The following is a 12,124-nucleotide window of genomic DNA, read 5'->3' on the forward strand; positions in this document are numbered from 1 at the left end:
GTTTAATATGAAAAACATGAAAATAGATGCCAATGGAACAAAAATCAGAGTGAGGGGCGATGTTGTTAATGAGAATGCCTATATTTCTCTTACGGATATTGCTAAATATAAAAATCCAGACAATGCTTTTATCGTGGTTGCGAACTGGATGCGTAACCATTCGACAATCTTGTTTTTGGGTTTGTGGGAGCAGATTCATAATCCCAATTTTAAACCTATCGAATTCGATAGGTTTAAAGCGAAGTCGGGAGATAATGCATTTACATTGACACCGCAACAGTGGATAAAAGCAACAGATGCAATCGGTATTATATCAAAATCGGGACGATACGGCGGTACATATGCCCATACAGATATAGCCTTTGAGTTTGCGTCTTGGATTTCACCAGAATTCAAGCTCTATATTATTAAGGACTATCAGCGATTAAAGAAAGATGAAGCGAACCGATTAGCGATTGGATGGGATGCTAAGAGGGAACTTTCAAAAATAAATTATCGTATTCATACAGATGCGGTAAAGGAATTTCTGATAACACCAACATTATCTCCGCAGGAAATGGCTTATACATATGCAACCGAAGAATATGGCTTTGTTTGGCAAAACAGCGGCACAATGGAGAAATGAAAAGGGAATAAGCGGAAAAATACCTAATATCAGAGATTTTGCTTCGGCAGAGGAATTAGTTGTACTTATCAATTTGGAAGATACCAATGCAGATTTGATAAGGCAAGGGTTATCTAACATTGAACGATTAAAGATATTAAGAGAAAAGGCATATAGGCAGCTTGAACTTTTGAAAAAGAACCAAGAAACTCTTAATGCATTGAAGAAAAATCTGATTGAAGATACGGAAACAACCGGTTGATTTTCTTAGCAAAATCGCTTATAATTTAGATCATAGCATATAGCTATTATCCGCAGTTACAGAGCAAGTATTATCAACACCGATAACAAAATGATAACATTAGCTCATATAGGCAGGATAATATGGATATATCATATAATCAAAAGATATACATACTCAATAGAGAATAATTCCTAAACAAAATCAGTTAGGAAAAGTCGAGTTCGAATGATGAAATATTTAATCGGAATCAATATGGTATTTGGGCAAGCATGATGTAGAAAGAAGGGGGAGATGTATGAGAAATATGAAAATAGACGCTAACGGAACAGAAATCAGAGTAATGGGCGATGTTGTTAATGAGGACGCTTATATTTCACTGACGGATATCGCAAAATATAAAAATCCGGACAATGCTTTTATTGTGGTTGCGAACTGGATGCGCAATCATTCCACAATTTCGTTTTTGGGTTTGTGGGAACAAATCCACAATCCTAATTTTAAACCTATCGAATTCGATAGGTTTAAAGCAAAGTCGGGAGATAATGCGTTTACATTGACACCGCAGCAATGGATAAAAGCAACAGATGCAATCGGTATTATATCAAAATCGGGGAGATATGGAGGCACTTATGCTCATACAGATATTGCTTTTGAATTTGCTTCGTGGATTTCTCCAGAATTTAAACTCTATATTATCAAGGACTATCAGCGATTAAAGAAAGACGAAGCAAACAGATTAGCGATTGGATGGGATGTAAAAAGGGAACTTTCAAAAATAAATTATCGTATCCATACGGATGCGGTGAAGGAATTTTTGATAACGCCAACATTATCTCCACAGGAGATGTCATATACATATGCTTCAGAAGCAGATATTCTTAATATGGCCTTGTTTGGAAAAACGGCGGCACAATGGAGAAACGAAAGGGGGATAAGCGGAAAAACACCTAATATTAGAGATTTTGCTTCAGCAGAGGAATTGGTTGTTCTTATCAATCTGGAAGATACCAATGCTGATTTAATAAGGCAGGAAGTACCTAAAATCGAGAGGCTAAAAATATTAAGGGAAAAGGCCTACAGGCAGTTAGAACTTTTGAAAAAGAACCAAGATTCGATTGAAGCACTAAAGAAAAATCTCATTGAAGATACGGAAGCAATCAGTTGATTTTATAATAAAACCACTTATAATTTAACCTGGAACATATAGCTATTATCCGCAGTTACAGAGCAAGCCCTATTAACGGTGGTAACGAAACAATAATATTATCTGATATAGGAACGATTATATTAATATATTATATAGTTGAAAGATATATAAACTCGGCAGAGAATAAATACTAAATGGTGTTAGTTAGGAAAAGTCGAGTTCGAATAAGATGGCAAGTTGAAGAAAACCAGTGGTCATACGGGTTTGCAAGTAAATTTGTTACACGAATGGTATTTTCAAAACTCTTGCTGATATTCAGATATAAAGCTGGATATCGGCAAGTTTTTTTGTGAGCAAATCCTTCTTGGCATGGTGAGCGCATGAAAAGGTTTTGCATGGTTTTACATTTCTATGTTGCTGACAAAATCCTACAAAAACGAAACTTTTGTCAGGTCCAATGGCTGCAAACTCTTTTCATGGGCTTGCCTTGCCATACAACAACTTCCGCATTGACAAATCTGAAAATTTGTGCTATAAAATATTTATTGAACGTTCAATCAAAAAAACGACAAAAATGTTTTCCATTGCTCTATGATAAAAGAAAGGAGCGGATATGAAGCAGCTGAATTTGACAGGAAACAATGTGGTTTTGTACGATGACCTGAATCAAGAGAGTGTTATGGTACGGATTCCAAAGTTTCGGCTTTCCGATGTCATCGATGGAGCGCCGGACTTAGTTCACCCGGCATTCATCGTAGATGGAGAGGAAAAGGAATGCATCTATATCAGCAAGTATCAGAATGTGGTACGCAGCGAGCGTGCATGCAGTCTTCCCGGGGAGGATCCGGCGGTACTGTATTCCATTGAGGAAGCAGAAAGATTTTGCAGAAACAAAGGCAAGGGCTGGCATTTGATGACCAGCGCCGAGTGGGCGGCCATTGCGCTGTGGTGTCTGAAAAACGAAACCCTGCCAAGGGGAAATAACGATGGCGGGAAAGCTTGGGATAAGCCCCACGAGCATGGTACCGTGGTATCTCTCCATGGAGTTGTACCGGAAGGCGAGAAGGGACCGCCTATGCGGGTAGGCTGCGGCAGCGGCCCGGCATCCTGGTCTCACGATGGAACGCTTGCAGGCATCTTTGACCTTAACGGAAACATTTGGGAGATGACAGCGGGACTACGGCTTCACGATGGTGTTTTGGAATGTGTAGCCGACAATGACGCAGCCAGATACACCCTAGAAAGCGCGCCGTGGAGCCAAATCTGCGCAGATGATTTGACCTTAAAAGAATCCGGTGACAGAGCATTATCCATGACAGAAGGCGCTAAAGAAGAAGGGGTTCGTTTTACGGCTGCCGAAATGCGCAAAAAGGATGCAAACCAGGAAATCCTGGCGCCGTTCAGTGAACTGACCTGGGAAACGGACTTATGTGAATCGGGAAATCTTTTGCAGCAGCTGTGTCTGATCCCTTCCGGCGACGCAGGTCATCACACTGATGCGGGTTGGGCTGTGACAGAGGGCGTTCGCTATCCGATTCGCGGCGGTTACTGGGTCAATCGAGAAATGGCGGGTATTTTAGCCTATGGATTCTATATGCAGGCGGAGGATCGCTACTTTGATGTAGGATTTCGGTGCTGCTATATAGAGGAATCGGAGGAATCATCATGAAATTAATGATAAAAAACGCGCAGATTAAGAGCATGTGGCGGGAGGATTTTACCGGGAATCTGTTGATTGACGGAAAGAAGATTCTTGATATGGGAACGGATTTGCCTGCGGATGAACAGACAGAAGTCATTGACGCCTCTGGATATCTGCTTACACCGGGTTTGATTGACGGGCACTGCCATACAGGGATTCTGGAGGAAGGCATTGGATTTGAAGGTGATGATGTCAATGAAATCAACGATCCCATTACACCCCATCTGCGTGCCATCGACGGAATCAATCCTATGACGCCGGAATTTTATGAGGCGCTGGAAGGCGGCGTGACCCTGGCAATGATTGGACCAGGCAGCGCCAATGTCATCGGCGGACAGTTTGCGCTGGTAAAGACAGCAGGAAATCGAATTGACCAAATGGTGGTGAGAGAACCTGCCGCCATGAAGGTTGCTTTTGGAGAAAATCCAAAATCCTGCTATGGCAAGGATGGCAAAGCGCCTTTTACCAGAATGGGGATTGCGGGGCTTTTGCGGAAGACTCTGTATGAGGCGAAGCAGTACAAGGAGAAAAAAGAAAAAGGCGAGAGCCAAGCCTTTGATTTTAAACTGGAATCCCTGCTGCCGGTGCTGTCCGGAGAAATCCCGCTGAAAGCACATGCCCATCGGGCGGACGATATTTTTACTTCCATTAGAATTGCTGAGGAATTTGGTGTAAAACTAACCTTGGATCACTGCACCGAAGGACATTTGATTGCAGATGAACTGGCAGAAGCCGGATATCCGGTTTTTCTCGGACCGACTTTTGGAGGAAAGGTAAAGTACGAACTGAAAAATACCAGCTTTTCAACCGCAAGAATTTTGCAGGAAAAGGGCGTTGCCTTTGCTATTGTTACGGATGCTTATATCATTCCGCTCAAGCACTTATCGCTGTGCGCAGCGTTAGCTGTAGGAGCAGGTCTTGCTGAGGAGGCTGCATGGCGGGCTATCACCCTTACACCGGCGGAAATACTGGGCGTTTCGGATCGATGCGGAAGCCTGCAGCCGGGCAAGGACGCGGATATGGTTCTCTTTGCTGGAAACCCTCTGCGTACTACAGATGCAAAAGCGGTGCTTACTATTGTAGACGGAAAGCCGGTTTACTCTGATGGAAGTCTGTGGCAGCAGATTTAATAAAGCTTTGAGGCATTTTGCAGATGCCGGAAAGAAGGAAAAAATATGGAACGAATTAAAATGTATATTGACGGAGAATGGGTTTCTTCCAGCACCGGCGCCTACCGCGAGCTGATCAATCCAGCAAACGGTCAGGTTGCTGCGGAAGCAGAGGAAGGAACAGCTGCAGATGCGAAAAGGGCAATCGCTGCAGCGAGAAAGGCATTTGAGCCGGGATCACAGTGGCGGCAGCTTTTGCCGGAAGAAAGAGCGGAACTTCTGAATAAAGCAGCTGATCTGATTGAAGAACGCGCCGAGGAGCTGGCGATTGCAGAATCTAACAGCGTGGGGCGTGTGTACAAAGAAACCCGGTATGACGATCCGTATGCAGTAGCAGGCACTTTCCGCTATTGTGCAGGACTTGTCAGGGAACTGAAAGGAGAAGCGGCAGGCGGAAACGGCGATTTAATTACAATGACGCTGAGAGAGCCTTTGGGGGTTTGTGCTGTGATTGCCCCTTGGAACTATTCCATAGGAACCATGGCAGGCGGTATGGCGCCGGCGCTTGCTGCAGGAAACACGGTAGTGGTAAAACCATCGTCCATATCGCCAGCTGCGACAGCTATGGTTTTTCAGGCGATGGAAGACGCAGGCTTTCCGGCAGGCAGCATTAACCTGATTTTGGGACCGGGGCAGGAGCTGGGCACAGTGATAGCGGAAAGCGAAGACGTCGCTAAAATTGTGTTTACAGGAAGCACCCAGACCGGAAAAGATATTATCGAAAAGTCCGGCAAGAGCATAAAACGCTGTGCGATGGAACTGGGCGGAAAGTCTCCGTTTATCATCTTTGAGGACGGGGATCTGGACGCAGCTGTGGACAGATTGATGTTCGGCATCTTTTTGAGTCAGGGTCAGGTATGTGTTGCAGGTTCCAGACTGCTGGTGCAGGAAAGCGTATATGACCGCGTATGTGAAATGCTGAAGGAACGAGTGCCGAAGATTCGAATTGGTATGCCTCTTGACCCGGCATCAGAATTTGGCCCGATGGTTTCAGAAGGTCAGATGAAGCGCGTGCTGGACTACATAGAAATCGGAAAGAAAGAAGGCGCAGCGCTTTTAATCGGCGGTAACCGCATCGTAGAGGGTGAATTTGCCAAAGGATACTTCGTTGAGCCGACGGTATTCGTAAACTGCAAATCCGATATGCGCATCGTAAAAGAAGAAATCTTTGGACCGGTGCTGACGGTGCAGACCTTTAAGGACGAAAATGAGGCAATTGCCATCGCCAATGATACGCGTTATGGTCTTGCCGGCGCGGTGTTTACTTCTGACATGGGCAGAATGCTCAGAGTGTGCAACCAGATAAATACTGGAATTTTATGGGCGAATACTTTTATGGAATATACACCGGCTGTGCCTGTAAGTCCACATGGACAGAGCGGAATGTGCCTCGACGGCGGCATCGCCGGACTGGAGGAGTATACCGTGCTGAAACAGATTAATTTAAAAATGAACCCAATGAGATCAGGCTGGTTTGAAGGCCTGGATGATACCCAGGAGGTATAGAAATGAAACAGAAAAGCGCAAGTGGAATGAAAGATGTTGTACTCTATGGGATAGGCGGTATCGGCGAGGATATCGCATATAACCTGTTTTATATGTTCTTTATCTTTTTCCTGACAAGTGTAGCGGGAATCAAACCGGCGGCAGCAGGAACGATTTCGTTAATCGCTGTCATGTGGGATGCGGTATCAGATCCGATTATCGGATACCTTTCAGACCGCTGCAAAGGCTGGAAGAACTTCGGAAAAAGAGGAACGTTTATCTTATTTGGCGCGATTCCGCTGGGACTCAGTGTATTTCTTTTGTATAATGATGTACCTTTATCCGGCGCCGGCAAAGTCGCTTTCTTTATCCTGGTCAATATAGCGTTCTGGATGTTTTTTACCATGGTCGACATTCCTTATGTGGCGATGGCGACAGAGATTACAGAGAATTATGATGTAAAAACGAAAATGCGTACTTCCGTTTTGTTGTTCTCCAATCTGGGACAGATGGTGCTTTCATTTGGCCTCCTTCAGTTTGTAGACTACATGGCAGGAAGCGGTTACGCTGATGCGTTCATTTGGAGAATTGTCGGTGCGGCAATGGGTCTTATCAGTACAGTCACCTTCATGTGTGTTGCTGTGGCTATGCGCGGAAAAGAGCTGAAGCAGCCGGAAACTGCTGAATCCGGCGAAAAACTTTCGGACAGCCACAACAAAGGAGAATTAATGCAGGCGCTGAAAGGTCTGCTGAAAATGCACGATTACCGCATTCTGATTATCATTGGACTGGTTTATAATTTATACCTGGGCATTGCGAACAGCTCGCTGCTCTACTATTCTCTGTACAGCTGCGGTCTTACCATGGCACAGTCATCTGTCGCGCAGAGTGCTTCGCTGCTGATTTCACTGCTCCTCATTACGCCTGTTGGGGGACTAATTGTGAAATTCGGTAAGAAGGAAGTTTTGTTGTGGTCTTTCGTACTTATGGTAATTTCTTCACTGGTATGCTGGCTTACTGCGCCGTCTCTGGTGGTATTTGCAATCGTAAATGTAATACTGAATTTGACCTCATCGGTATTTTGGATTGACATTTACGCTATGAATTTTGACGTTTCTGCGCTTTATGAATTTAAAACCGGCAAAAACTGTGAGGGTTTTATGGTTTCCATCTGTGCTTTTATGACAAAGGTCGGCGTAGCAGTGGGTATGTGGCTCAACGGAATACTGATGACTTTGTTCAACGTGGATCCGACTTCCGAGGTAATTACAGAAGACATGGTCGGCGGAATGCAGAAGATTTTCGGACTGATTCCGGCAGTCATCTCCGGGGTTCTGGTTGTTGCATGTCTCTTGTACCGTGTGAAAAAGGAACATATCCTTGCCCTTACCGAAGCGAGTGAACTGAAAAAGGCGGGAAAACCGTATTCAACAGAAGGATTTGAAAAATTATTATCACAAAACAGATGAAAAGCATACAAGGACTCCTTTCTCGAAAGGAGTCCTTGACATTATATTATTTTCAACTAAGAACTATTGAAATTCCAAAGGTTTCATAGTTCCAAATTACCATAGAAGGTAATTTACAGACTTTTTTCACAGTTTCTTGTAAATGCATCTATGCTGAAAAAGTATTTATGGATTGTGATTCTTGCGATGACATGTTTGGTATATTTAATCCCATATATGTGTTATGATTTTTACAATCGCTTTTTAGAGGCTTTTGGGGGTCACAGATGGTCGGGTTGGATCAATTCTGCCGTTCTTTGGACTGACTGCAGTACCGGGATATCTGCTGGGCGGCTGGCTGGCGGATAAATTCAATCCGAAAAAATTAGTTTTCGTATCTACGATTTTAACTGGCGGCCGGGGTATTGTTTTATCGAGGTCTCATTCCTATGGGATGCTGGCAGCTATCTATGCGATGTTCGGTGTAACCAAAACCTGCATGCACTGGGGGCGTTTTTAGAGATGATAAAATGTCTGGGCAGTGATGAAGAACAGGGGCGTTTGTTTGGCTTTTTCAATTCCGTATGGGGAGGGATAGGTCTTTGCAGTACATATGTCATTTTAGCAGCAGTTAAGAGGATTCCGCGGAGGTCTTCGCGTATACGCAGTCGTAATTCTTGTAGCAGGGATTCTTAGCTGGCTGATTGTACCTTACGATACAGAAAGAAAAGTTGATCTTGGGGATGAGAACAGAGTTGATTTCAGATTGATTGGTAAAGTATTGAAAATACCAGCGGTATGGTACATCGTATTCTTTACATGGGGATGTTTCATGGTTCGTTCCATCATTCCTTATTTAAATCCGTTGATGACAGATGTGTAAGGAATTGGTATTGCAACCGCTGTAGTTATTACTTCGACATTAAGAAACGGCATGAATTTGGTCATGGGTCCGATTGGGGGCGCAATTATTGATAAACAGGGAAAGTCGAAAAATGTTGCTCTGGTAGCAAGTACGGCGGTTCTGATTTTTACGATTGTCGTTATCCTTTTGCCGAAAGAGCCGTCTTTGTTTAAGGCGCTTCTTGTTGTTGCAGTTTTGATAACTGGGTTTGCTTATCTGAATTCAACTACCGTTTATACTCCATTCTCTGAAGCGAAGATTCCTGTGTCGTACGTCGGAACTGCCATAGGCATCGCTTCGGCAATGGGCTATTCTACGGACGCATGGTTATTCAATGTATGCGGACACATGCTTGACAAATATGGTGATATTGCAGGTTACACTTTCATTTTCACCATGGAGGCATTTGGCGCGGTTGTTATGATAGTCTGCACATTGCTTCTGGCAAGAGAATACAAGAAAATAAACGCTGAAAAAGCTGAACCTCAAAAGTAAAAGCGTTCCTTAAAAGCGAAAATAAAAGTCCTGACAGCGAAGCAATCTTCGGCTGCAGGGCTTTTGCTTTCCCCTTGACAGTTTTAGGGGAAATCGGGTATTGTAATAAAGGAGAGGAAGTGTAATATGAGAAAAGAAGAACAACATCAGCAGAAAAGGCTTGACATCTTACAGGGATTCAGCGAGTTAATTGCAGATCATGGACTGGAGAATGTTTCTATCGCAAAGCTGGCGAAGCATCTCAGCATTCCAGCTAGCTTGATTTTTTACTATTTTAAAAATAAGGAAGAATTGGTCGATGAAGCGGTGGATTACGTTCTTTCCGTATGCAAGGAAAAGAGCATTCAGTCTATAAAGGAGAACGAGAATGCTGATGGAGAGATAGAGTTTGCGGACTTTCTGGAGGAAATGTTTTTGAACTACGAAAGCGCGGATGAGGTCTCGCACCTCAGGGCGTATTACGTTTGTTATAATCTGGCGCTTCGAGACAGCGCCGCAAGAGAGAAGTTTTACCGCCATCAGACGGAGCTTAAATTGGTATTTCAAGAAAGGCTGGATTATTTTGTGAAATACAAAGGAATTCCTATTTCAGATTCGGGGGAAGCCGCGGAAATCCTGTTTTGTTTGGTTAGTGGTCTTGGAACGGCTGTGGACTTTATGGATGATGAGGAGAAAAAACAGAAGATTTCCAGACAGAATTTGCAGTTGTTTTTAACCTATTTGGGACTGAAACCGCAGGAATTCAAGTAATTTCTTGCGAATAGGGAGAAAGCGCTATAGAGGTATCAATATAAGTGGAAAAAATAAAGTTTCAAACGGAGGGGATACAATGCTTGAAAATATACCATCTGAATCGACGATGACTGAATTGCTTGGACAATCCTTGTTTGAAGTCTGGCAAAAGTTATGTACGGCGATTGACGAAAAATACGAAATGGAGCGATTATGGAATACTGGCGGTAAGAATTGGATCTACGAGTATAAATATCGTAGAGGTGGTAAAACACTTTGCTGCCTGTATGCAAAAAGGAACTGTGTTGGTTTTATGATTATCTTTGGAAAAGATGAAAGAATAAAATTTGAAGAAATAAGAGACACTCTTTCTTCCGCCGTTTGCAGACAATATGATGAGGCGAAAACCTATCGCGATGGAAAATGGGTAATGTTTGAACCAACCGATACTGCTGAATTTGATGACTATATGAAATTGCTGGCGATGAAAAGAAAACCGAACCGGAAGTAACGATTCATAAAGTGTGGATACAAGATTTATTTCTGGCATGGTGATTCTGGCGGTAATCGCAATTGTATGCTATTTTGCCGGGTCGGTGAAATTCTGCAAGAAGGATTTGCTGCTGTAAAGTGAACAAAAAGAAAAAATTTAAAATCCTTGTAACTCTATCGGATTTCGGCTAAAATATAATTGTAATAGATTTTAGCCGAATTTTTGATGGCGCATTATTTTATTTACAGCAGGGAGGCATGGACATGAGATATATAAAGCGGAATTTGGAAGCCGTAGTTCTGGAAGTGACAAAGGAGTATCCGGTCGTTTTGGTTACGGGACCGAGACAGGTTGGGAAGACTACTATGCTGCAGAAACTGATGGAGGGAACTGAGCGAAGCTATGTCACGTTAGACGATTTGCAGGAGAGAAGCATCGCAAAAACAGACCCGGAATTGTTTTTACAGCTGCATAAACCGCCGGTGCTGATTGATGAAGTGCAGTATGCACCGGAGCTTTTTACGTATATCAAAATTCATGTGGATCAATACCACATGCCGGGCGATTTTTGGCTGGCAGGGTCGCAGGCATTCAAATTAATGGATGGGATACAGGAATCTTTGGCGGGCAGAGTAGCATTGCTCTCTTTAACGCCTCTTTCTCAGGCAGAGATATGCGGCGGTGAGATAACGCCTTTTCAATTGGATTTTGACTGTTTGAAGGAGAGAGAGAGAAAGAGCGGGAAGAAATGGATGTTCAAGCCATCTTTCAGCGGATTTATCAGGGATCCATGCCGGCAATCATCAGTGGCTTGAATCGTAACAGCAATATTTTTTACAGCAGCTATTTGAATACTTATATTGAACGGGATGTGAAAGGCCTTTCAGTTGCAGTGGATTCGCTGAAGTTTTTAAGATTTATGACGGCAGTGGCGGCGAGAAGCGGACAGATGCTTAATGTGGCAGAAATTGCGCAGGACGCGGACATCAATCAAATCCAGGCGAAGGCGTGGCTTACAATTTTGGAAACTTTGGGAATCATTTTCTATCTACATCCGTACTCCAACAATCTGCTGAAGCGTTTGGTGAAAAAGCCGAAGCTATATTTTTATGATACGGGGCTTGTCTGCTATCTGACAAAGTGGAGCAGTGCGGAAACCTTAGAAAGCGGTGCGATGAACGGCGCAATGCTGGAGAACTATGTAGTTTCAGAAATTGCAAAGTCTTACTTAAATTGCGGGAGAGAACCATTTATGTACTATTACCGGGATAAGGATGCAAAGGAAATCGACATCGTACTGGAACGTGACGGCGTGCTGCATCCGATTGAGATTAAGAAGACTGCAAATCCCGGAACAGAATTGACGAAAGTATTTTCACTGCTGGATGGGGCTTCTGTTCCGCGGGGAAAAGGCGCGGTGATTTGTATGAAACCAAATTTGAGCGCAATTGACAGGGAAAACTATATTGTGCCAGTGTGGTTGATTTAAATCGCCTGGTATCGAATATACAGGAATGAGAACACAAAACGGAGATTGCTATGACAATGCAGAAACAAGACATCTATGCATATTTAAAAATGAAGAATATCCGGCATGAGATTATAGAGCACAAGGCGGTGTATCATATGGAAGAGGCTTCCAAACTGGAATTGCCTTATCCGGAAGCCGATGGGAAGAATTTGTTTATTCGAGACGACAAG

Annotated in this window: 13 protein-coding genes; all 13 read left to right on the forward strand. The window is 43.5% G+C overall.

The window, feature by feature from the left end; all coding sequences use genetic code 11:
- The first annotated feature begins 7 nt into the window (after window positions 1–7).
- Window positions 8–625, forward strand: coding sequence for a KilA-N domain-containing protein (locus D1155_RS14385; RefSeq protein WP_347561001.1), 618 nt, complete (start codon window positions 8–10; stop codon window positions 623–625).
- The gene (locus D1155_RS16140; protein ID WP_347561002.1) at window positions 585–866 is read left to right on the forward strand and encodes a hypothetical protein; all 282 of its coding nucleotides are present in this window, start codon (window positions 585–587) and stop codon (window positions 864–866) included. The genes D1155_RS14385 and D1155_RS16140 overlap by 41 nt, the downstream gene beginning before the upstream one ends.
- A gap of 277 nt (window positions 867–1,143) precedes the next feature.
- The gene (locus D1155_RS14390; RefSeq protein ID WP_160203114.1) at window positions 1,144–2,013 is read left to right on the forward strand and encodes a KilA-N domain-containing protein; all 870 of its coding nucleotides are present in this window, start codon (window positions 1,144–1,146) and stop codon (window positions 2,011–2,013) included.
- A gap of 595 nt (window positions 2,014–2,608) precedes the next feature.
- On the forward strand, window positions 2,609–3,664 hold the full coding sequence (locus D1155_RS14395; protein ID WP_160203115.1) for an SUMF1/EgtB/PvdO family nonheme iron enzyme: 1,056 nt from the start codon (window positions 2,609–2,611) through the stop codon (window positions 3,662–3,664).
- On the forward strand, window positions 3,661–4,827 hold the full coding sequence (locus D1155_RS14400; RefSeq protein WP_160203116.1) for an amidohydrolase: 1,167 nt from the start codon (window positions 3,661–3,663) through the stop codon (window positions 4,825–4,827). The genes D1155_RS14395 and D1155_RS14400 overlap by 4 nt, the downstream gene beginning before the upstream one ends.
- Before the next feature lie 45 nt (window positions 4,828–4,872).
- Window positions 4,873–6,372 (forward strand): aldehyde dehydrogenase family protein, encoded by a 1,500-nt coding sequence (locus D1155_RS14405; RefSeq protein WP_160203117.1) that lies wholly within the window; start codon window positions 4,873–4,875, stop codon window positions 6,370–6,372.
- A 2-nt stretch (window positions 6,373–6,374) separates the two neighbouring features.
- Window positions 6,375–7,820 carry an MFS transporter gene (locus D1155_RS14410; RefSeq protein WP_160203118.1) on the forward strand — a complete coding sequence of 482 codons (1,446 nt, stop codon included), beginning with the start codon at window positions 6,375–6,377 and terminating at the stop codon, window positions 7,818–7,820.
- Between the two features lie 253 nt (window positions 7,821–8,073).
- Window positions 8,074–8,319, forward strand: a complete 246-nt coding sequence (locus D1155_RS14415) for an MFS transporter (RefSeq protein ID WP_160203119.1) — start codon at window positions 8,074–8,076, stop codon at window positions 8,317–8,319.
- A gap of 426 nt (window positions 8,320–8,745) precedes the next feature.
- Window positions 8,746–9,198 carry a hypothetical protein gene (locus D1155_RS14420; protein ID WP_160203120.1) on the forward strand — a complete coding sequence of 151 codons (453 nt, stop codon included), beginning with the start codon at window positions 8,746–8,748 and terminating at the stop codon, window positions 9,196–9,198.
- 126 nt (window positions 9,199–9,324) lie between these two features.
- Window positions 9,325–9,948, forward strand: coding sequence for a TetR/AcrR family transcriptional regulator (locus D1155_RS14425; protein ID WP_160203121.1), 624 nt, complete (start codon window positions 9,325–9,327; stop codon window positions 9,946–9,948).
- Window positions 9,949–10,027: 79 nt separating this feature from the next.
- A complete protein-coding gene (locus tag D1155_RS14430) occupies window positions 10,028–10,441 on the forward strand; it encodes a DUF3788 domain-containing protein (protein WP_160203122.1) in 414 nt (137 codons plus the stop codon).
- 245 nt (window positions 10,442–10,686) lie between these two features.
- The gene (locus D1155_RS16145) at window positions 10,687–11,238 is read left to right on the forward strand and encodes an AAA family ATPase (RefSeq protein ID WP_347561003.1); all 552 of its coding nucleotides are present in this window, start codon (window positions 10,687–10,689) and stop codon (window positions 11,236–11,238) included.
- Window positions 11,172–11,912: a DUF4143 domain-containing protein gene (locus D1155_RS16150; protein WP_347560997.1), complete on the forward strand. Its 741-nt coding sequence runs from the start codon at window positions 11,172–11,174 to the stop codon at window positions 11,910–11,912. The genes D1155_RS16145 and D1155_RS16150 overlap by 67 nt, the downstream gene beginning before the upstream one ends.
- The last annotated feature ends 212 nt before the right edge of the window (window positions 11,913–12,124 follow it).

Source organism: Anaerotruncus sp. 80 (genome assembly GCF_009936115.1).
GTDB lineage: Bacteria > Bacillota > Clostridia > Peptostreptococcales > Anaerovoracaceae > Senimuribacter > Senimuribacter intestinalis.

Bases quoted from the DNA above. Each gene is read 5' to 3' on its own strand.
- D1155_RS14425 (WP_160203121.1), top strand. From the start codon at position 9,325: ATGAGAAAAGAAGAACAACATCAGCAGAAAAGGCTTGACATCTTACAG.
- D1155_RS14400 (WP_160203116.1), top strand. From the start codon at position 3,661: ATGAAATTAATGATAAAAAACGCGCAGATTAAGAGCATGTGGCGGGAG.
- D1155_RS14405 (WP_160203117.1), top strand. From the start codon at position 4,873: ATGGAACGAATTAAAATGTATATTGACGGAGAATGGGTTTCTTCCAGC.
- D1155_RS14410 (WP_160203118.1), top strand. From the start codon at position 6,375: ATGAAACAGAAAAGCGCAAGTGGAATGAAAGATGTTGTACTCTATGGG.
- D1155_RS14385 (WP_347561001.1), top strand. From the start codon at position 8: ATGAAAAACATGAAAATAGATGCCAATGGAACAAAAATCAGAGTGAGG.
- D1155_RS14420 (WP_160203120.1), top strand. From the start codon at position 8,746: ATGGGTCCGATTGGGGGCGCAATTATTGATAAACAGGGAAAGTCGAAA.
- D1155_RS14390 (WP_160203114.1), top strand. From the start codon at position 1,144: ATGAGAAATATGAAAATAGACGCTAACGGAACAGAAATCAGAGTAATG.
- D1155_RS16140 (WP_347561002.1), top strand. From the start codon at position 585: ATGGCTTTGTTTGGCAAAACAGCGGCACAATGGAGAAATGAAAAGGGA.
- D1155_RS14430 (WP_160203122.1), top strand. From the start codon at position 10,028: ATGCTTGAAAATATACCATCTGAATCGACGATGACTGAATTGCTTGGA.
- D1155_RS16145 (WP_347561003.1), top strand. From the start codon at position 10,687: ATGAGATATATAAAGCGGAATTTGGAAGCCGTAGTTCTGGAAGTGACA.
- D1155_RS14395 (WP_160203115.1), top strand. From the start codon at position 2,609: ATGAAGCAGCTGAATTTGACAGGAAACAATGTGGTTTTGTACGATGAC.
- D1155_RS16150 (WP_347560997.1), top strand. From the start codon at position 11,172: ATGGATGTTCAAGCCATCTTTCAGCGGATTTATCAGGGATCCATGCCG.